This is a genomic window from Enterovirga sp. CN4-39, from assembly GCF_049446235.1.
Classification (GTDB): domain Bacteria; phylum Pseudomonadota; class Alphaproteobacteria; order Rhizobiales; family Beijerinckiaceae; genus Enterovirga.
In genome coordinates this window covers 82,879-102,662 of sequence record NZ_JBMSEF010000014.1, presented here as the reverse complement: position 1 = coordinate 102,662, position 19,784 = coordinate 82,879, and the positions used below count along the sequence as shown (strand labels likewise).

Genomic DNA, 19,784 nt, shown 5'->3' with positions numbered 1-19,784 from the left:
TTCACTCGGCCCGGCGGAGCTTTCCGTCGAGCGCCTCCGAGTAGATCGAGAAGGCATCCGCGTAGGTCACCTCGCGCGGATTGTTCACCAGGAGGCGGGTCTGCTTCATCGCGTCTTCCGCGAGCCGAGGCAGATCCGCTTCTTTCACGCCGACCTCGGACAGCCGGGCCGGCACGCCGCAATCCCGGCAGATCGCCGCTAGGCTCTCCACGAAGCGAGACGCGGCCTCCGCCCTGGGCAGGCCCGCTGCGGACGGATCGAGGATCGGCGCGAGCTCGGCATAGGCCGCCTCCGCCTCCGCGGCTTCCAGATTGAAACGCATCACTCCCATCAGCACGAGCGCATTGGAAAGCCCGTGCGGGACGTGGAAGATCGCCCCGATCGGATAGGCCAGCGCGTGGACGGCCGCGACCGGCGCATTCGCGAAGGCCATGCCGGCCAGCATCGAGCCGAGCAGCATCGCGGACCGCGCCTCGAGATTCGCGCCGTCGCGGCAGGCCGTGCGGATGTGGGACGACAGAAGAGCCAGCGCCTGGCGCGCGAGCTGGTCCGACATCGGGTTCTTCCTGTGCCGGCTCGTATAGGCCTCGATCGCATGGACCATGGCGTCGATGCCGGTCGCGGCGGTGACGTGTGCCGGAAGGCCCAGCGTCAGCTCCGGATCCAGGATCGCCCAGTCGGGCAGGAGGCGCGGCGCGACGACGCCCTTCTTCTCCGTCGTGGGCGTCGTCACGATGGCGATCGGCGTCACCTCGGAGCCGGTTCCGGCCGTGGTGGGCACCAGCACGAGCGGGAGCCGCTTCCCCTTCGCGAGCCCGACCCCGTAGATGCCGTCCAGGCCCTCGTCGTTCACGGCGAGATAGGCCACGAGCTTGGCCGTATCGAGCGCGCTGCCGCCTCCAATGGAAAGGACGAGCTCGGCACCCGTCTCCCGCGCCTGCGCGGCCGCGCGCTCGACCACCTCGGACGGCGGGTCGGCCACGACGTCCTCGAACACGGACAGCGTCAGGCCGGCCTTGGCGAGCGCCTCCTCGGCCGTCCTCGTCAGGCCGGCGCCGCGCACGCCGCGATCGGTCACGAGCATCACCTGGCTCGCGCCGAACGACGCGACCGTCTCCGCGATCTTCCCGGCCGCGCCGGGCTCGAACAGGATGTTGGGCGAGGTCTGGAAGGTGAAAGGCTTCATGGTCCGTCCTGTTCGGGCATAGCGATCGGGGGCTTGTATCGCGCCGTGCGGGCGCTGCTAAGCTCCGCCACGCCGTTTCGATGGGACATGACCTTGCTGACTCTCACCGCCCAGGACCTCAGCCGCCTTCTCGACCGCACGTCTCTGGTGGATGCGATCGAGGCGATGTTCAGGGAAGGGTGCGAGGCGCCGGTCCGGCACCATCATACGGTGGCCGTGCCGGGCAGCTCGGACGCGACGCTGCTTCTCATGCCGGCCTGGGTCCCCGGGCGCTTTGTCGGGACGAAGATCGCCAACGTCTTTCCCGATAACGGCACGGTCGGGCTGCCGGCCGTGCAGTCGCTCTATCTCCTGTTCTCCGGCCGGACGGGCGAGCTGCTCGCCACGATGGATGGCGGCGAGCTGACGACGCGGCGCACCGTCGCCGCCTCCTCCCTCGCGGCTCGCTACCTCGCGCGCCCCGACGCGTCGCGCCTCCTGATCGTCGGGACGGGGCAGCTCGCGAGCCACCTGGCGCAATCCCACGCCGCCGTGCGGCCCATCCGGCAGGTCCGAATCTGGGGCCGTGATGCCGCCAAGGCGGCCGAACTTGCGCGGAAGCTCGCCACGGAGGGGTTCGAGGCAGAGCCCGTCGCCGACCTTCGCTCGGCCGTGGCGGAAGCGGACATCGTGAGCTGCGCGACGCTTGCACGCGAGCCGCTCGTCCGGGGCGCGTGGCTGCGGCCGGGCACCCATCTCGACCTGATCGGCGGGTTCACGCCGCTCATGCGCGAGGCCGATGACGAGGCCGTTCGGCGGTCTTCCGTCTTCATCGACACGGAAGGCGCCCGCAAGGAGGCGGGCGACATCGTGGTTCCGCTCCGCTCCGGCGTGCTCGGCGAAAACGGGATCCTCGCCGACCTGCCGGCGCTGGCCCGCGGCCAGCACCCCGGACGGCGCGCGGCTGACGAGATCACCCTGTTCAAATCGACCGGCGCTGCCGCCGAGGACCTCGCGGCCGCGATCCTGGCCTTCGAGCGTTCGGCCCCTGAACGAGGCTAGGCCGGCGGGATCAGAGCGTTGTCGATCTCTTCGGCGCGCTGGTGGGCGGGCCGCGTGGCGAGGCGATTCCAGTAGGCTTCGAAGGCCGGCCGCTTCTCGACCGTGCCGAACATCATGCCCCAGCTGAGATGGGAACCGAGATAGAGGTCGGCGGCCGTGAACCGGTCGCCGACCAGAAACTCGCGGCCGGACGCCGCGCTCTCCAGGGCTCCCAAGACATCGGAATAGGTGCCGTAGCCCATCATCTTCTCGCGACCCGGCGGCACCTCGAAGCCGAGCGCCTTGTTGCTCGCGGCGGCTTCCAGCGGACCGGCGGCAAAGAACAGCCATCGATAATAGGTGCCCCGGAGCGGATCCCCGGGCGCGGGCGCGAGCCCCGCCTGGGGGAAGGCGTCAGCCAGATAGGCGCAGATCGCGGCCGCTTCCGTGACGACGACGCCGCGATGGGAGATGGCGGGCACCTTCCCCATCGGGTTCACGGCCAAGTAGGCCGGATCCTTCATGGCCGCGTATTCGAGGACCTCGGTCCGGTACGGCTGCCCGACCTCCTCCAGCATCCAGCGCACGATCCGGCCGCGCGACATCGGGTTCGTGTAGAAGACGAGCTCTTCGTTCACGCAGGCTCTCCTGGTTCCGGTATGTCAGCAGGCCGGCACCGCGGCCCGGCCTCTATCGCACGAGCCGGTTGGCGTAATCCGCCCCGAGCCCGATCCGCTCGTAATGCTTGCGGACGTTCTCCAGCTTCGTGAACACGTCCTCGTACCCGACCGCCGTCCCGTAGGGGTCGACATAGGTGTAGCCGCCCGTCACGTGGAACAGGGTGGCCATCTCGTCCACGCCCTCCGGCACGACCAGCGTGTGCGTCTCGCCCGGCGGCTCGAAGGCATAGTCGCCCGCCTGCGCGACCCAGTCATGCTCGAGATAGTGCCAGCTTCCCCGGAGCGTGAAAGCATGAACCGGCCCGCTATGGCGGTGGCGGGACAGGACGCCCGACGCACGCACCCGCAGGATATTCACGTAGTAGCCCTGGCTGACACTGAGGATCAGGGGCTTGAAGGACACGTCGTCCGATTGCGGCACCCAGTCCCGCTCGTCGCCGTCGAGGGACAGGCCGCCGCTCAGGAACACATCCGGCATCATGCCGATGGGCTGTGGCCGCTGGTACGCGACCTTGCTCATATCGAGCTTCGGCGCAGGTCTCTCGATCGTTTCCGGATCCATATTCCGTCCGTCTTCTACGCCGTCCTAGCCGAATCAGGCCTTCGGAGCCTGCGGCTGCGTGATGGTCTTCAGCTCCTCGACCTGCTTTTCCATCACGGCCGCCTGCTCCTTGACGAACTCCGCCTGGAGCCTCGCCGCCTCCTTCATGTCGGGAGCCCGCACCAGCTGCTGCGCGAAATCGAGGATCGCCGAGATGTTCTGCTGCGCATAGCCGAAGCCCCGCGCGACCGCCTTCCCTTCGGGAGTGTCTGCGGTCTTGGTGGCGGACTGGATCGACTCGGCTGCCTTCTGAGCCGTCTCGAGCAGCGTCCCGAGAGCCCCCCGCGCCTGCTCCACGCCCTTGTCGGCGAAATCGCGGAAGGGTGTCCCCGTGTCTCCCTTCTCGGTGCCCATCTTCTTGGTGGTCATCGCTGATCCCTTCGACCGGCACGCCAACAGGGCGAGCATCTGCGCGCAGGGTGCTGCGGCCGTGCTTGCTGGTCAAGGCAGCGCCCCGGGAGGTGCTGCGTTCCTTCGCCACAAGCTCGTCCGGTTTCGCCGGCATGACTTTGCGGCCGTTCTCACGGATTGTGCCCCCGGACTGGAGCGATTCGGCTGACCGAAACAGCGCGGCCACCCGGCCTCGACCAGATTGCGCGGGAAGGCGTCCGGCTCGCCACACGGCTGGCCGTCGGGCTCACGGCGCTGCCGCTGCTCGGCCTCGCCTTGTTGTCGGCTCGCAGAGATGCGTCCCTCGCCGAAGCCTCCGGCGGCGAGGACGCCGGCGCGGGCGATCGGGCCGAGGCCTCGAGGGAAAAACCCCTTCCGCCAGCCGGTACGAACCCGGACACCGATGTGCCTCCCGAGGTCGAGGCGGCGCTGAAAAAGCTCGCCGAGGCGACGGTCGCGCGACCGGCCCGACCGAAGAAGAAGTCGCGGCCCAAGGGAGCCGATCCCGAGCCCGCCAAGGCGGCCAAGCCGGAAATCGACCGCAAAGCAGCGATCCCGAAAGGCGGTCGCGGCAGGTCCCAACCCGACCTCGCCGCCGGGTATTCCAGCGGGGGCCGGTGAGAATTGCCCTGGCTCAATCTGTGGGGACAGCCGGGTTTCCGGCTGTCGACGACCAGCGGCGTACGCTGCTAGCCTCCCCGCCCCTTATCGAGGCGCGCGTCTCCGTATGCTGAAATCGGCCTTTGCGGCTGCTCGCGACCGGCAGCGCCTCCAGCAGATCGTAGGCGTTCTCATCGCGTACGGCGTCACGAACGTCGTCGACAAGCTTGGCCTGCGCGCCGTGGCGCCCCTGGCGCGATGGCGCACGCCGGCCGTCGACGTCTCCCGCCTGTCGCAGCCGGAGCGCGTCCGCCGCGCCATCGAGACGCTCGGCCCGACCTTCATCAAGCTTGGGCAGATCCTCGCCAGCCGCACGGACCTCCTGCCGCCCGCCTGGACGAACGAGCTCGGCAAGCTCCACAGCCAGGTCGCGCCGCTCCCCTGGGATGACATGGCCCCGCAGCTCGAGGCGGCACTCGGCTGCCCGCCCGAGGACATCTTCGCGGAGTTCGACCGGAACGCCATCGCGTCCGCATCCATCGCCCAGGTCTATCGCGCGCGCCTGATGAACGGCGACGACGTCGTCGTGAAGGTGCTGCGGCCGGGGCTGCGCCCGACGATCGAGGCGGACCTGCGGCTTCTCGGGCACGCGACCTCGCTCGTCGAGCGCCAATGGCCCGAGCTCACCCGCTACAAGCCTCAGGAACAGCTCAAGCAACTCGCGACCGGCATCGCGGGCGAGCTGGACCTGATGAGCGAAGGCACCAATTGCGAGCTGCTCGCCTCCATCTTCCCGGACAGCGAGGACGTGATCTTCCCGAAAATCTACTGGGAATACACGAGCGAGCAGGTGATCGTGCAGGAATACATCGACGGTATTCCGCCGACCGACAAGCAGCGCGTGCGCGAGGCCGGGCTGGACCCGGCGGCGCTCGCCCAGAACATCACCAACGCCTTCCTGCACATGGCGCTCGTGGAGGGGGTGTTCCACGCCGATCCCCATCCGGGAAATCTCCTGGCCCTCCCGGGCAACCGGATCGCCTATCTGGATTTCGGCCTTGTCGGCCGACTGACGGAGCGGCGGAGATCGCAGCTCCTGATCCTGATCGGCGCGATGCTGAAACAGGATGCGGACGGCCTCATGGGCGTCCTCCTGGCCTGGACGGGGGCGACCAATCCCGACCTGACCAAGCTCGACGCGGCCGCGCACAATTTCGTGGTCCGCCATTCGAAGAAGCCGCTCAACATAGGGCTGGTGCTCGAGGACTTCATGACGATGGCGCGCGAGAACGACCTCGCGATGCCGACAGATCTCGCGATCCTGTTCAAGGCGCTCATCACCTGGGACGGGGTGATGCGGCAGCTCGACCCCAGCTTCGACCTCTTCGCGGCGGCCGCTCCCACCGTTCAACGCAAGATGAAGGCGCGGTTCTCCTTCTCGGGGTTCCGCCACAAGGCGGAGCAGCTCGGCGCCAGCATGTTCGGGGCCGCAACGGAGCTGCCGAGCCTCATCCACCTGATGCTGGTCCGCCTCAAGCAGGGCAAGGTCACGGTCGAGATCGAGATCAAGGGCATCGACAAGCTGACGAACGGCATCGAGCGCGCCGCCGCCCGGGTGTCCATCGCGATCGTCGTCGCGGCCTTCGCCATTCAGGTCGCGCCGCGCCTCGTCGATCTCGGGACGCCCTTCTTCGCGGTGGTGACAGCCCTGATCGCGATCTTCGGGATCGGCTGGGTGCTCCTCCTGCGCCGGAACAAGATCTGAACCCGCGTCCGTGCGCGCCGCTCATGTGCGCGGCCACACTGCAATTCTTTCCAGGATGTTAAAAAACGTACCTGTCCGAAACACAGGGGAAGGTCATGGACAGGATCGGTCAGAAGCTCGATGCCATCATCTGCGAAGTCGCAGCGATCGTATGGCTTCTGCGCTCCGCCGCGGCGCGCTGATCCTCTCCGGCGGCGCCGGATCAGAGCGCCGGCCTGAACGTCAAGGCCACGGAGGCAGCCAGGCCAGGCTTCGCCTCCGACGAGAAGCGGTAGCCGAGACTGACGTCGAGCGCGGATTTCAGCGAGCGGATCGGCGAATAGAGTTCGGTGCGGGCCGCGAGTTCGGGGCCCGCCGCCACGCTGACGGTGTTGGGGATCGCCTGGTAGTTCAGCTCGGGCGAGATCCGGAGCCGGGTGGAAGCGAAAGGCAGCAAGTCGGGCAGCGCGAGGCTCAGATCGCTCGCGAGGCTCTGCGACAAACCACGGTCGAAGACATTCAGCCGCCCGTCGGTGCGCAGCCCCCAGCTGAGGGCATCCAGCCCGAAATTCCGGCCCTTCAGCTTGTAGCCCCAGGTCACGTCCGACTGGCTCGAAGCCGCCGGCTCGTCCGGCCGGCGCAGCTCCCACCCGAACGCGATGCCCGTCATCGGCGCGGGCGGAAGCCGGATTCCGATCGCCCGGTCGCTGCTGGGAACCGGCTTCGCTTCCGCCCTCGTGAGGCCGCTCCCCCAGACCTCCGCGCCGGTCGTCCGTGCCGGCGCGGCAGGGCGGGCCGCGAAGAGCGCCGCCTGCTCCGCGATCGCGAAGGAAGCGTCCCCGTCATCGGCCAGAGCCGCTCCTGGAGGCACAAGCGCGGTCGCGAGCAACGCGAAGAGGCGCCCGCGCCGCACCGCCCCGCAGGCGCGCAGCATCATTTGCAGCCACTCACCATGGTGTCGTAGGCCTTGGTGAACCCGTCGAGCGAATAGGTGTCCTCGGTCACGTTCTGGCGGACGGAGGTCGTCTGCACCTTGGCGGTCGCGCCCCGCTTCATGGCCGCAACCGCGCGCCGCTGCTCCTCCTCGTTCAGGAGCCATGCCTGCTCGTTGCGCTCGCCGAGTTCGAATTCCTGCGTCCCGATCGTGAGCGAGGAGCGGGCGTCGCTGTCGAGCGGAAAGCCGAGCTCCAGGGCGATTTCGTCACGCGGATTGCGGGACACGAAGAGATAGGCGGGGCCGCGCTTCAGGCCCGCAGGAAGCCGCTGCGTCGGGGACGACAGGATGTAGCAGGAGCCCGCGCCGCCCGAGGCCGACTTGTAGGCCTGCCATGCCCCTGATTCGGTCAGCAACTGCGGCTGCCCGGTGGCGGCCAGGGCCGGGGTGCCCGCGGCAAGTGCGAGCGCTAGCAATGCGGGCAGGCGGAGGGGGATCAATTCATCTCTCCCAAGTTGGAGCTGTCTGGAGGCGTGGAAATCCGCTCGCGGGTGGAGCGGACCTGTTCAGGTCGGTTGCGTTGCCCTGAGGGCGAGCGCGGGAGGACCGTTCGACGGATCGGTCCGCTCGCGGGAGGTCTCCCAGACCGGCTGCAAGACCACCGCCCAGAGCAGGACGAAGGCCGCGGCCAGCAGAGTGAGCGGATGGAACATGCCCGCGCGAATGCGATGTGGCTGCCGCAGCCATTGTGCCGGCATCAGTTCTCCCTGGCGTTGCGATGCGGCCAAGCTCGACCGGCTTGGTTAAGGGAGTATGAACGCAGCTGGCCCTGGGAGGACGCGTAGCCTTCTTGGCGCAATGCCTGCCCGAGGCCGCAAGGCGGGCCGAAAAGGCTGTCCGTCCGGGCGAAGATGGCCCGAACCCGGCTTTCGGCGAGCCCGACCTCACGGGCGATGAGCCGGAAACCGAATCCCTCGTTCCGCATGCCGATCATCCGGCGCAGGAGATCGTACTCGTCCGGCTTGGGCATCAGGTGCCCCTTCACGGCGTCGAAGCCGAACGGCACCACCTCCCCGCGGTACGGCCCCTGCGACGCAAGGTGCCGCTTCATGGCTCGGCTTTCCTCTACCTCGACGCCCCGTTCGCTGCGCGAAAGGCCGCCCAGGAGGCCCACGACGAGGCGTGCCATCGCCTCCCCGCAGATGTCGCAGCCGAGTTCGATCATGTGCAGGGCGATGCGCTCCTCCCTGAGCGCGCCAAGGGTCGCGAGTGCGTGCCGCGCCGACGGGAACATGCTGTCGAGACCAGGTGTTATGACCGCATCCCCGGGTGCGAGAAGGCGCAACAAGCGCGATCCGAGCTCGCGGCGCTCCAGGGGCAGCGATGCGGGGCGCGGAGCCTCCACCATCACCTCGGCCACCTGCAGACCGTTCACCTCGGCATAGCGCACGACCGCATCGCGCTGCCGCTCGATAGGCTCGGCAGGCGCTCCGCTGCCCTGGCATGTGGCTCGTAAGTAGCCGTAAACTCTCATCAATCGTCTTCGCCGTGGTGCCCGACACCATGTCCGGCCCTGCGTCGCAGATGAACAGAAGCTAAACGGCCCGTTCAGAAAGCGTCAACCTCGCGTTGTTCGATTTCGAACCATCCGCCGCGCGGCAGAAGCTCACGCCACGCCGAAACCAGCCCGCTTCAGGCGAACGATCGCAAGGTCCAGGGCCTGGAGAAAGGCTGAGCGGTCGCCCTTCGAGAACGGCCGAGGGCCGCTCGTCACCGCGCCGGCCTCGCGCAGTTCCGTCATCAGGTTCCGGGTGGCGAGCGCGGCGCCGATCGTGGATTCCGTATAGGCCCGGCCGTTGGGCGCGATCACGTCGGCGCCGGCCTTCACGGCCCGGTGGGCGAGCGGGATGTCCGCCGTCACCACGACTTTTCCCCGCTCCGCGCGCTCGGCGATCCAGTCGTCGGCGACATCCAGGCCGGAGCCGACTACGACACGCTCGATCAGGGGATCGCGGGGCAGCATCATGAAGGAGTTGGAGACCACATAGGTCTTCACGCCATGCCTCGCCCCGACGCGGAACACCTCGTCCTTCACGGGGCAGGCATCGGCATCGACCAGGATCTCGATCGGGTGGGTCAAACGTCGGCTCACTCAGGCCGGCACGCGCCTGGATTGTCGTCCGGGCGCCGCCGCGCGGTTCCGGATGCGAGCGTGGAGGAAGGCGGCCGCCTCCGCAACAGACCGTGCCGCCTCCGGAACGATGCCTTGGAGAAGTTGCCAGCCATGCGGCACGACCGGCCACCGCTCGAAAGCGACTTCGTCCCCGGCCGCCGCGGCCCGCTCGACGAGGCGGGCGGCGTCGTCGAGAAGGAGCTCCCGCTCGCCCACATGGACAAGGAGCGGCGGCAGCCCACTGAGGTCGGCATAGAGCGGCGAGGCGAGCGGGGTCATGGGGTCGGCGCCGGCGAGGTACAGCTCCGCGACAGGCCGAAGATTGTCGTTGAAGAAGAGATCCTCGGCCCGGTTGTTCGCCTCGACCGAACGCCCGGTCACCGCGAGATCCGTCCAGGGCGAGAAGAGAGCAGCCGCGGCTGGAAGCGGAACGCCGCCGTCCCGGAGGCGCACGAGGAGCGACAGCGTGAGCCCTCCCCCGGCGGATTCGCCGGCGACCGCGAGCGCGTCCGGGTCGATCCCCTCCTGCGCCAGCAAGCCACGATAGGCCGCTTCGCAGTCGTCCAGCGCAGCCGGAAACCCATGCTCGGGCGCGAGCCGGTAATCGGGCACGAAAACCCGGAAGCCATGCCGGCAGAATGAGCCGGCCAGCAGGCGATGGGTCGCCGGGGAGCCGAGCACATACGCGCCGCCATGCAGGTAGAGGAGATGGGCGACGGGGTTCTGCGGCTCGAGCCACTCCCCGGGCACGCCGCCGAGGTGGCCGGGCCTGACCGCCGTCCCTCGGGGCGGTGCGGTCTCCATCCAGCTGATCCAGTTGCGCAGCCGCCCGATATCAAGCGGCCGACGGGTGCGCGGCTTGACCAGCTTGCGCAGCAGCCATGCTGCAAGATGGGCCCTGAGACTGGCGATGTCCCTGCTCCAGTCATGCGTCTAGGGAGCGGCTTGCCGACCGGCCCCGATTGCACCAGAACCCGCCAATGCACGACACAGTTCGGATGATCCTGACCGCGCGGGTCTACGACGTCGCGGTCGAGAGCCCGCTTGATCCCATGCCGCGCCTCGCGCGCCGCATCGGCGCGCCGGTGCTCCTGAAGCGGGAGGATCTCCAGCCGGTCTTCTCCTTCAAGATCCGTGGCGCCTACAACAAGATCGCGAGCATGTCCGCGGAGGCGCTGGCCGGTGGTGTGATCTGCGCCTCGGCCGGCAACCACGCCCAAGGGGTGGCGCTGGCGGCCGCGCGACGGGGCATCAAGGCGACGATCGTGATGCCGACCACCACGCCGGACATCAAGGTCGAGGCGGTTCGCGCACGGGGCGGCGATGTCGTCCTGCACGGCGAGGCCTTCGACGAAGCCTACGCCCATGCCCGCAGGCTCGAAGCGGAGGCGGGCGCGGTCTTCATCCATCCCTTCGATGATCCGGCTGTCATCGCCGGCCAGGGGACGGTCGGGCTGGAGATCCTGCGCCAGCATTCGGACCCGATCGAGGCCGTGTTCGTTCCGATCGGAGGGGGCGGCCTCGCGGCGGGCGTCGCGGCGATCGTTCGCTTCCTCCGGCCGGAGACCCGCATCATCGGCGTCGAGCCGGACGATGCAGCCTCCATGAAGGCCGCCATCGAGGCCGGCGACCGTGTCATCCTGAACCGCGTGGGGCTGTTCGCGGACGGGGTCGCGGTGCGGCAGGTCGGGGAGGAGACGTTCCGGCTCTGCCGCGAGCTGCTCGACGAGGTGATCACGGTCGATACCGACGCGATCTGCGCCGCCATGAAGGACATCTTCGACGACACCCGCGCGATCGCGGAGCCAGCCGGCGCGCTCGCCCTTGCGGGCCTGAAGGCCTATGCGGAGCGTAGCGAGAGGAGCGGCCCTGGAGCCCTCGTGGCCATCAATTCCGGCGCAAACCTCAACTTCGACCGGCTGCGGCACGTCGCCGAGCGCGCCGAGATCGGCGAGGGCCGGGAGGGCCTGATCGCCGTCACGATCCCGGAGCGGCCGGGAAGCTACCGCCGCTTCATCCAGCTCCTCGGAAACCGCTCCGTCACGGAGTTCAACTACCGCTATGCCGATGCCGAGGCGGCGCACATCTTCGTCGGCGTCGAACTCAGGGACGGCGGGCGCGAGAAGCGGCAGATCATCGACCTCCTGCGTGGCGAAGGCTTTCCCGTCGTCGACATGAGCGACAACGAGATGGCGAAGCTGCACGTCCGCTACATGGTCGGCGGCCGGGTGGACGGGCTGCCCGACGAGGTGCTCTACCGCTTCCAGTTCCCAGAGCGGCCAGGCGCGCTCCTGCGCTTCCTGGAAAGCCTCAAGCCCGACTGGAACATCACGCTTTTCCACTACCGCAACCATGGCGCGGATTTCGGCCGGGTCCTGGCCGGAATACAGGTCCCCGAGGCGCAGCGGGCCGAGTTCGCGAAGACCTTGGACGAGCTCGGCTACCCGTTCACCGACGAGACGGACAACCCCGCCTACAGGCTGTTCCTTGCAGGCGGCACCGGGGGTGAGAGGCCGTCGCATTGAGCCGGCGCAACATCCTCCTCGTCCTCGCCTGGATGACGGGGGCGGTGTTGTGCTTCTCGGCCACGGCGGTCGCGGTCAGGCTCCTGGCGGCTCGCCTCGGCGCATTCGAGATCCTGACCACCCGCAACGCGGGCGGGCTCCTCATCCTCCTTGCGGCCTTGGCGGCACGGCCGGCGCTCAGGACGAAGCTCCGTCCCGGTCCGTTGGGCCTCCACGTCGTCCGCAACCTCGCCCATTATGCCGGGCAGTATGGCTGGAACTACGCCGTCGCCGTGCTGCCGCTCGCGACCGTGTTCGCGCTGGAATTCACGGCTCCGATCTGGCTCGCCGCATTGGCGGTCCCGCTGCTCGGGGAGCGGATGAACTGGAGCCGGGCCGGCGCGATCGTCCTCGGGCTCGCCGGCGTGCTCGTGATCCTGCGGCCCGGGCACGAGTCGTTCCAGCCGGCCGCGCTGGTCATGCTGGGGGCGGCGATCATGTTTGCTAGCGTGGCGGTCGCCACCAAGGCTCTCACGCGACAGGTCTCGACCTTCACGATCCTGTTCTGGATGAATCTCCTGCAGCTGCCTCTCAGCCTGGGGCTGATCGACATCGGATTCGTGGCCAGGATGGAGATGCCCCAGATCATCGGGGCCGCGATGCTCTCCTTCGGGGGCCTGGGCGCGCATCTCTGCCTCACGCAGGCCTACCGGTATGGCGATGCGCTCGTCGTGATGCCGCTCGACTTCCTGCGCATTCCGATGATCGCCGTCGTCGGATGGTACTTCTACGGAGAGCAGCTCGACCCCTTCGTCTTCGCCGGGGCGGCGCTGATCATCGGGGGCATCGTCTGGAACCTCTCGTCGGAGGCGCGCCGGCGCGCCCCGGTCGCCGCTGTCACCGCCAGCCAAACACCTGGATGAGCGCCGGCGTCATGATGACGACGAAGAGTACCGGAAGGAAGAACAGGATCATCGGGACGGTCAGCTTCGGCGGCAGGGCGGCAGCCTTCTTCTCGGCGTCCGACATGCGCTGGTCCCGGCTTTCCTGGGCGAGCACGCGCAAGGCCGTGCCGAGCGGGGTGCCGTAGCGCTCTGCCTGGATCAGCGCGGTCGTGACGGACTTGACGGTGTCGAGGCCTGTCCGATGCGCCAGGTTCTCGTAGGCGACCCGACGCTCCTGCAGGTACGAGAGCTCAGCGGTCGTAAGCGTCAGTTCTTCCGCGAGCGCGACCGATTGCGTGCCGACCTCCTGGCTCACCCGCCGGAAAGCCTGCTCGATCGACATGCCGGCCTCGACGCAGATGAGCAGCAGGTCGAGCGCGTCCGGCCAGGCGCGCCGGATCGATTGCTGGCGCTTCGCGGTCGCGTTCGAGAGGAAGACTTCCGGGCTCTTGATGCCGGCGAAGGTCGCACCGATCGCGATCGCGATCCGCATCAGGACAGGAAGACCGAAATCGTTGACGACGAACAGGTAGAAGAGCGAGACCAGCAGGAAGCCGATCGGAGCAACCAGCCGGAAGAACAGGAACGTCACTTCCGCCTGCTGCCCACGGAAGCCAGCCTTGACCAACTTATCTTTCGCGGTCTCCGTCCCTAGCCAATCGCTCAACTTGAAGCGATCGACGATCTGCTTCATGTACGCCTTTGGCTCCTGGCGCAGCGAGATTTTCTGCTGGCCCTTCATCATGCGCTCGCGCTCGCGTGCGCGGATACGCTCGCGCTCGTCGGCGACGGCTTTCATGCGCTTGTTGAGCGTATTCCCCTCGACCAGGGGCATGGCCAGCGTGATGACGGTGGCGCCGGCCGCGAAGGCAGCCAGAAGCGCGGCCATGACGTGCGGCTCGGAGAGCTTCGCGAGGAGGAACTGAAACACGCTCTCCTCCCTTAGAAGTCGAAGTTGATCATCTTGCGCATCACGAGGATGCCGAAGGTCATCCAGACGGCCGAGACGCAAAGCATCAGCTTGCCGGTCAGGGTCAGCCAGAGCAGCTCGATATAGGTCGGGCTCGTGATGTAGGTCAGCGTCGCGACCACGAAGGGCAGAGCAGCGATGATGGCCGCCGAGGCCTTCGCCTCCGTGCTCATCGCGATGATCTTCTGCTTCATCTTGCGCCGCTCGCGCAGGACCCGCGACAGGTTACCGAGCGTCTCGGCCAGGTTGCCGCCCGATTTCTGCTGGATGCCGATCACGATGGCGAAGAAGTTGGATTCGGCCACCGGCACGCGCTCGTAGAGCTTCCCGACCGCCTCCCCGATGGAGAGGCCGAGCGTCTGCTGTTCCACGATGTAGCGGAACTCGGACCGCACAGGCTCCTGCGCCTCGCTCGCGATGATCCGCAGGCAGTCGCCGAGCGGCAGGCCCGAGCGGATGCCACGCACGATCACGTCGATCGCATTCGGCAATTCCTCGAGATACTTGTTGAGGCGCCGCTTCTTCATGAAGCCGAGAGCCCAGCGCGGAAGGCCAAGGCCTCCGACGAACGCACCCGCGGCGCCCATGATGGGCGAACCGGTCAGGGAGAGGAGAGTGAGCCCGAGCGCGGCGGCCGCGGCCGCGCTCATCATGTAGAACCGGCCCTTCGTCCAGGTGAGCCCCGCCTGCGCGATGCGCTGCTCGAGCGTGACCTTGTTCCGGTTCTTCTCGCGCTCCTCCATCTCCTTCAGGCTTTGCGCGATCTGCTCGCGCCGGTCGCCGCCGCGGCCGACCTTCTCGACGCGCCGCTCGGCCTTCCCGACGAGAGCGCGCGTGCGCTTCTCCGCCCGCGCCTCCCCGGACAGGACGGGATAGAGGAAGACATAGGCGAGCCCGCCCGCCGCGATCGCCGCGAGCCCGATCGCCGCCAGGATGCTCATATCCATGGGGCGTATCCCTCGATGATCCGGGACGGCCTGCCGGTCACGCCGCCTGCTCCGTCGCTTCCATCGAGTCGAGCGCCGTCGCGAGGTTTCCTTCCTCGCCGAAATACCGCGCGCGCTCCCAGAACTTCGGACGGCCGATCCCGGTGGAACGGTGCCGGCCGATGAGCCGGCCCGTCGCGTCCTCTCCCTGGATGTCGTAGACGACGATGTCCTGCGTGGTGATCACGTCACCCTCCATCCCGACCACCTCGGTGATGTGGGTGATGCGCCGCGAGCCGTCGCGCAGGCGCGCGGCCTGGATGATGACGTCGATGGACGTCGCGATCATCTCCTTGATGGTGCGGGAGGGAAGCGAGAAGCCGCCCATCGTGATCAGCGATTCGACACGCGACAGGCACTCGCGCGGCGAGTTCGAGTGGACCGTGCCCATCGACCCGTCGTGGCCGGTATTCATCGCTTGCAGGAGGTCGAAGGCCTCCGGTCCGCGCACCTCGCCCACGATGATGCGTTCCGGCCGCATACGCAGGCAGTTGCGCACGAGGTCGCGCATCGTGACCTGGCCCTGCCCTTCCAGGTTCGGCGGGCGCGTCTCCAGCCGGACGACATGCGGCTGCTGGAGCTGCAATTCGGCCGCGTCCTCGCAGGTGATGACGCGTTCGTCCGGGTCGATGTAGCGGGTCAGGCAGTTGAGGAGCGTCGTCTTGCCCGAGCCCGTGCCGCCCGAGATGACGACATTGCAGCGCACCCGGCCGATGATCTCCAGGATGCGCGCGCCCTCCGGCGAGATCGCCCCGAACCGTACGAGCTGGTCGAGAGTGAGCTTGTCCTTCTTGAACTTGCGGATGGTGAGCGAGGGGCCGTCGATCGCGAGCGGCGGCCCGATGACGTTGACGCGGGATCCGTCGGGAAGGCGCGCGTCGCAGATCGGGGAGCTCTCGTCCACGCGCCGGCCGACCTGGCTGACGATCCGCTGGCAGATGTTCATCAGCTGCTGGTTGTCGCGAAAGCGGACATTGGTCAGCTGAATCTTGCCGCCGACCTCGATGTAGGTCTTGTTCGCACCGTTGACCATGATGTCGGCGATGTCGTCGCGCGCCAGCAGCGGCTCGAGCGGGCCGTAGCCGAGCACGTCGTTGCAGATGTCGTCGAGCAGTTCCTCCTGCTCGGCGATCGACATCACGACGTTCTTGAGCGCGATGATTTCGTTGACGATGTCGCGGATCTCGTCGCGAGCCGATTCCTGGTCGAGACGGGAAAGCTGCGCCAGATCGATCGCCTCGATCAGCGCGCCGAAGATCATGCTCTTCGTCTGGTAGTATTCGTCCGACTTGCGGATCTCGGAGACGGGTGATGCCACCGGGATCTCGACCGGACGCTGCACCACGTCCGGCTCAGGGAGCACCGGGACGGGTGGCGGCGCCATCACCTCGCGCGACCCCGGCCGCGCAACCGGAACCGCAGCCGGTGTGCTCGTCGTGGATCGTTTCCCGAACATTCGACTTTACTCCGCGCCGCTCACGACGCCTTGAGGCGGGCGAGCTTCGAGATGAACGGGTCCAGGAGGCCCGACCGGGACCGCTTGGGCTCGATCCGGCCCGTGATGCTGGCCGCGAGCCCGGCGAAGATCTCGGCACATTTCCCGGACGGCTGGACCTCCGCGATCATCTGGCCGTTATTCGCCGCCGTCCCGAACAGCGCAGCGTCGAAGGGTATCACGGCGGCAAGCTCCGCCCCGATGGCCTTTGCGAAATCGGCAGCCGCGATCTCCGGCCGTTTCGGCAGCCCGACCTGGTTGAGGATGACGCGCGGCTTGGCGTCGTTCGGGCGCGCTGCGCGGAACAGATCGTAGAGGTTCTTGACGTTGCGGAGCGAGGCGAGATCCGGCGTCGCCACCAGCACGATCTCGTCCGACGAGACGAGGAGCCGCTTCGCCCAGGCCGTCCAGGTATGCGGCATGTCGAGCACGATCGTGGGCACGGAGCCGCGCAGGATGTCGATGAGGCCGTCGACGGCCGTCTCGGTCAGGTCGGTCGTCCGGTCCAGCATCGCCGGGGCGGCGAGCAGGCTGAGATTGTCGCTGCATTTCGACAGGAGCCGGTCGACGAGATTGGCGTCCAGCCTGTCGGGCGCGAAGACCGCCTCGGAGACGCCCTGGGGCGGATCCTGGTTGAAGTCGAGCCCGGCCGTCCCGAACGCGATGTCCAGGTCGACGATCACGGTCTGGGTGGACAGGGTCTTGGCAACCGCCCAGGCGATGTTGTGCGCGATCGTCGACGCTCCGACGCCGCCCTTGGCGCCGGCGACCGCAACAGTGCGGCCGAGGGGCTCCGCCCCCGGCGTCGAGAACAGTTCCGACATCGCCCGGATGAAGTCGAGCACATCGATGGGGGCGATGAGGTATTCGCTGACCCCCCGGCGCATCAGCTCGCGATAGAGGATCACGTCGTTGACGTGGCCGATCAGGAGGACCTTGGTGCCGGCGTCGCAGACCGTCGACAACTGGTCGAGCGAGGTGAGGATTCCCGACCGGTCGCCCTGGAACTCGAGCACGATCACGTTCGGCGTCGGATTGTGCCTGTAGGCTTCGACGGCCGCGGCAGCGCCGCCCATCTGGACCTTCAGATGCGCCTTCTGCATCCGGCGATCGCCCGTGGCCTCCGTGATCGCATCCGCCACGGCCCCCGTTTCGCAGAAGGCCTGGATGGTCACCCGCGGAAGCGGGGCGATCATCCGGTCTTGCGTGTCGCCCGCGCCGGGCGCTGCGATCTCGTTGCTCATTCGGAGATCCCCTGACGGACGCTCGTGCCCTGCTCCTTGTACTGGGTCGAGGGATCCTGGCCCTGGCGAAGCCGGTCGATGTTGAACATGCGCCGGCCGGTATCGGGCGGTGTCGTCTGCCTGCCGCGGACGAGATCGACCGGATCGGCGACCTGCGCGGCGAAGTTCGACTGCGTCGCGCAGCCGAAATTATGATACTGCCGGTTCTCGAAGGAGAACTCCGCGTTCGACACGCCGAGATCCTCTGGCCAGAGCCCGCAGGTCGACCCGACCTTCGCCTGGAGACGGCTGAAGCTGAGACGCACGGGCGAGGCGAGGCGCGGATCGGCCGGGCTGTAGCGAGAGATCGCCACGCGACCGCCGGCGGCGCTGCGGATGCGCTCGACCGCCGCCCGGGTCGAAGCCGCATTTTCCGTCCCGACCGGGACCTGCACGATCAGCGCACCCTGGCCGTGGCGCCGGTACTCCGCGATGAAGGCCGAAAGGTCCGCCCGCTCCCGCTCGCCGAAGCCGCGCGGGGCATCGACGAAGATGTCGAGCACGCGCGGGGCGTTTGCCAGCACGATCGGGTGACGGTCGCGGACATCCACCGGTTGGATCGCGCCCGTAACCTCCCGGCTCGCCTGGCACCCCGCCAGGGCCGCGGACAGGACCCCGAGCGCGGCGACAAGGCTGCCGCGGCGGCCGAGGTTGCGAATGTCAGCCATCTTTGTGCTCTCGTGTTTTGTGCGGCCGCGGCTCGTGGAGGGGTCTGCGTCAGTCCGTGATGAAGCCGAACCGCCCGGAGCGAAGCTGGGCGGGCGCGGATCCGGCTCCCGCCACGCCGTAGAGCTTGTTGATGCGGCCGAGGAACACGGTGTCGGGGTCGTTGGAATCGACGAAGCCGTCATCCGGGCGCTTCACCTGCGCGGCTTCCATCGGCTTGGCGATGTAGGGCGTCACCATGATCATCAGTTCCGTCTCGCGGCGCTGGAAGTCGCGCGAGCGGAACAGCGTGCCGAGGATCGGCAGGTTGATGAGACCGGGCACGCCTGAGATGGTCTGGCTCGACTGCACGCTGATCAAGCCGGCCGACATGATGGTGCCCCCGGACGGAAGCTCGATGCTCGTCGCCGTTCTGCGCGTGCGGAAACCCGGCGAACCCGTCAGGGCATCACGGTTCTCCCGGTCGATCTCGCTGACCTCGGTCGAAACCCGCAGGCTGATACGCCCCTCCGACAAGACGATCGGAGTAAAGGCCAGCGAAATGCCGTACGGCTTGTAGGTCACGGTCGGAGTACAGCCCGTCACAGTGCCGCCGGATCCGCACGTGTTGATCACGATCGGTATCTCACCGCCGACGAGGAAACTCGCGGACTCGCCGGAAATCGCAACGAGGGTCGGCTCCGCGAGGACACGCGACACGCCGGCCCGCTCGAGTGCGGAGAGTGTCCCCGAGATGCTGGAATTGCCGTTCCCGAACGAGGCCGTACCGCCCAGCGTGCCGCCATTGGGGCCCGCGGTTCCGGCAATCCCGCTGATCAACGTATTCGCGGCCGCGATCCCGGGAGAGTATCCCCCGGCCGCGGTCGCAAAGACATTCACCAGGTTCCAGTTGCCCGAAACGTTCACGCCCAGTTGCTTCACGACCGAGCGGGCCATCTCGACCACGCTCACCTTGAGCATGACCTGGTCGCGACCGACGATGGTCAGGGCGTTGATGACGGCCCCGGAGAATCCCGCAGCGGCATTCGTTCCGCCGCCCCCGGCACCTCCGCCACCCGCCTGGCCGACGAAAGCCTTCGCGATGTCGACCGCTTGCTGGGCATCCCCGGCCGAGTTGACCGTCCCGGTGAGCAGGATGGAGTCGCCCGCGGGCTTCACCTCGATCTGCCCCTTGGGGATCGTCGTCCGCAGCGTCTGGCGCAGGACGTTGAGGTCGCGCCCGACATTCACCTCCAGGCTCGCGATCTGCCGCCCCTCCGCATCCATGATGAAGACGGAGGTCGAGCCGTTGGCGACGCCGAGCAGGAAGAGCTTCCGGGTCGAACGCACGACCGCATTCGCTACCGCCGGATTGGCGACGAAAACCTCCTTCGCATCGCGGGCGAGTTCGACGATGACCGACCGGCCGATCGACAGGTCGAGGCGGCGGGCTGCCCCGGAGCCGAGTTCGAGGGCCCCTCCCGCAGCGTGGCCGCCGTTGCCGTAGCCCGGCTCGGCCGCAATGGAGGGCGCGCCCACGCTCGCCACCAGCGCGGCGGCCAGGGCCACACGCCGCAGCGACGCCGTGAGTGACTTGCTCGTCATCATCGAGTGGGCCTTCGCAATACG

21 protein-coding genes are annotated in these 19,784 nt (G+C 68.0%); 5 read left to right on the top strand and 16 right to left on the bottom strand.

The window, feature by feature from the left end; all coding sequences use genetic code 11:
- Position 1 precedes the first annotated feature (1 nt).
- A complete protein-coding gene (locus ACO2SS_RS20680) occupies positions 2-1,186 on the bottom strand; it encodes an iron-containing alcohol dehydrogenase (RefSeq protein ID WP_423279692.1) in 1,185 nt (394 codons plus the stop codon).
- A gap of 93 nt (positions 1,187-1,279) precedes the next feature.
- On the opposite strand from ACO2SS_RS20680, the gene ACO2SS_RS20675 reads away from it, so the two are divergent.
- Entirely contained in the window at positions 1,280-2,227 is a 948-nt protein-coding gene (locus ACO2SS_RS20675) for an ornithine cyclodeaminase family protein (protein WP_423279754.1), read from the top strand.
- Here the strand turns inward: ACO2SS_RS20675 and ACO2SS_RS20670 are convergent.
- From ACO2SS_RS20670 to ACO2SS_RS20660, 3 genes are all read right to left on the bottom strand, one after another.
- Entirely contained in the window at positions 2,224-2,844 is a 621-nt protein-coding gene (locus ACO2SS_RS20670; RefSeq protein ID WP_423279690.1) for a glutathione S-transferase family protein, read from the bottom strand. The two genes, ACO2SS_RS20675 and ACO2SS_RS20670, sit on opposite strands and share 4 nt — an antisense overlap.
- Positions 2,845-2,896: 52 nt before the next feature.
- The gene (locus ACO2SS_RS20665) at positions 2,897-3,406 is read right to left on the bottom strand and encodes a 2,4'-dihydroxyacetophenone dioxygenase family protein (RefSeq protein WP_423279688.1); all 510 of its coding nucleotides are present in this window, start codon (positions 3,404-3,406) and stop codon (positions 2,897-2,899) included.
- Positions 3,407-3,481: 75 nt separating this feature from the next.
- Positions 3,482-3,856, bottom strand: coding sequence for a phasin family protein (locus ACO2SS_RS20660; protein WP_423279686.1), 375 nt, complete (start codon positions 3,854-3,856; stop codon positions 3,482-3,484).
- Between the two features lie 426 nt (positions 3,857-4,282).
- Between ACO2SS_RS20660 and ACO2SS_RS20655 the strand changes: the two genes are divergently transcribed.
- Both ACO2SS_RS20655 and ACO2SS_RS20650 read left to right on the top strand, forming a co-directional pair.
- Positions 4,283-4,498 carry a hypothetical protein gene (locus tag ACO2SS_RS20655; RefSeq protein ID WP_423279685.1) on the top strand — a complete coding sequence of 72 codons (216 nt, stop codon included), beginning with the start codon at positions 4,283-4,285 and terminating at the stop codon, positions 4,496-4,498.
- Positions 4,499-4,604: 106 nt separating this feature from the next.
- Positions 4,605-6,242 carry an ABC1 kinase family protein gene (locus ACO2SS_RS20650; protein ID WP_423279683.1) on the top strand — a complete coding sequence of 546 codons (1,638 nt, stop codon included), beginning with the start codon at positions 4,605-4,607 and terminating at the stop codon, positions 6,240-6,242.
- Positions 6,243-6,444: 202 nt separating this feature from the next.
- On the opposite strand, the gene ACO2SS_RS20645 is transcribed toward ACO2SS_RS20650, so the two are convergent.
- From ACO2SS_RS20645 to ACO2SS_RS20620, 6 genes are all read right to left on the bottom strand, one after another.
- Entirely contained in the window at positions 6,445-7,158 is a 714-nt protein-coding gene (locus ACO2SS_RS20645) for a hypothetical protein (RefSeq protein ID WP_423279682.1), read from the bottom strand.
- Positions 7,155-7,655: an invasion associated locus B family protein gene (locus ACO2SS_RS20640; protein WP_423279680.1), complete on the bottom strand. Its 501-nt coding sequence runs from the start codon at positions 7,653-7,655 to the stop codon at positions 7,155-7,157. The genes ACO2SS_RS20645 and ACO2SS_RS20640 overlap by 4 nt, the downstream gene beginning before the upstream one ends.
- Positions 7,656-7,721: 66 nt before the next feature.
- Positions 7,722-7,913: a hypothetical protein gene (locus ACO2SS_RS20635; protein ID WP_423279678.1), complete on the bottom strand. Its 192-nt coding sequence runs from the start codon at positions 7,911-7,913 to the stop codon at positions 7,722-7,724.
- Positions 7,913-8,689, bottom strand: a complete 777-nt coding sequence (locus ACO2SS_RS20630) for a recombinase family protein (protein ID WP_423279676.1) — start codon at positions 8,687-8,689, stop codon at positions 7,913-7,915. Before ACO2SS_RS20630 ends, ACO2SS_RS20635 begins: the two co-directional genes overlap by 1 nt.
- A 132-nt stretch (positions 8,690-8,821) precedes the next feature.
- Positions 8,822-9,295: a YaiI/YqxD family protein gene (locus ACO2SS_RS20625; RefSeq protein ID WP_423279674.1), complete on the bottom strand. Its 474-nt coding sequence runs from the start codon at positions 9,293-9,295 to the stop codon at positions 8,822-8,824.
- Between the two features lie 12 nt (positions 9,296-9,307).
- Complete coding sequence (locus ACO2SS_RS20620) at positions 9,308-10,132, bottom strand: alpha/beta hydrolase (protein ID WP_423279672.1); 825 nt, start codon at positions 10,130-10,132, stop codon at positions 9,308-9,310.
- Between the two features lie 158 nt (positions 10,133-10,290).
- Between ACO2SS_RS20620 and ilvA the strand changes: the two genes are divergently transcribed.
- Both ilvA and ACO2SS_RS20610 read left to right on the top strand, forming a co-directional pair.
- Positions 10,291-11,853: a threonine ammonia-lyase, biosynthetic gene (gene ilvA / locus ACO2SS_RS20615; RefSeq protein ID WP_423279670.1), complete on the top strand. Its 1,563-nt coding sequence runs from the start codon at positions 10,291-10,293 to the stop codon at positions 11,851-11,853.
- On the top strand, positions 11,850-12,755 hold the full coding sequence (locus ACO2SS_RS20610; RefSeq protein ID WP_423279668.1) for a DMT family transporter: 906 nt from the start codon (positions 11,850-11,852) through the stop codon (positions 12,753-12,755). The genes ilvA and ACO2SS_RS20610 overlap by 4 nt, the downstream gene beginning before the upstream one ends.
- On the opposite strand, the gene ACO2SS_RS20605 is transcribed toward ACO2SS_RS20610, so the two are convergent.
- The 6 genes from ACO2SS_RS20605 to ACO2SS_RS20580 are packed head-to-tail and all read right to left on the bottom strand — an operon-like array spanning position 12,730 to position 19,760.
- Positions 12,730-13,665: a type II secretion system F family protein gene (locus ACO2SS_RS20605; RefSeq protein ID WP_423279753.1), complete on the bottom strand. Its 936-nt coding sequence runs from the start codon at positions 13,663-13,665 to the stop codon at positions 12,730-12,732. The two genes, ACO2SS_RS20610 and ACO2SS_RS20605, sit on opposite strands and share 26 nt — an antisense overlap.
- Before the next feature lie 53 nt (positions 13,666-13,718).
- Positions 13,719-14,693: a type II secretion system F family protein gene (locus ACO2SS_RS20600; protein WP_423279666.1), complete on the bottom strand. Its 975-nt coding sequence runs from the start codon at positions 14,691-14,693 to the stop codon at positions 13,719-13,721.
- 37 nt (positions 14,694-14,730) lie between these two features.
- Positions 14,731-16,188 carry a CpaF family protein gene (locus ACO2SS_RS20595; protein ID WP_423279664.1) on the bottom strand — a complete coding sequence of 486 codons (1,458 nt, stop codon included), beginning with the start codon at positions 16,186-16,188 and terminating at the stop codon, positions 14,731-14,733.
- A 20-nt stretch (positions 16,189-16,208) separates the two neighbouring features.
- A complete protein-coding gene (locus ACO2SS_RS20590) occupies positions 16,209-17,471 on the bottom strand; it encodes an AAA family ATPase (protein WP_423279662.1) in 1,263 nt (420 codons plus the stop codon).
- Positions 17,468-18,178 (bottom strand): CpaD family pilus assembly protein, encoded by a 711-nt coding sequence (locus ACO2SS_RS20585; RefSeq protein ID WP_423279660.1) that lies wholly within the window; start codon positions 18,176-18,178, stop codon positions 17,468-17,470. Before ACO2SS_RS20585 ends, ACO2SS_RS20590 begins: the two co-directional genes overlap by 4 nt.
- A gap of 49 nt (positions 18,179-18,227) precedes the next feature.
- Positions 18,228-19,760 (bottom strand): type II and III secretion system protein family protein, encoded by a 1,533-nt coding sequence (locus ACO2SS_RS20580; protein WP_423279752.1) that lies wholly within the window; start codon positions 19,758-19,760, stop codon positions 18,228-18,230.
- Positions 19,761-19,784: the final 24 nt, after the last annotated feature.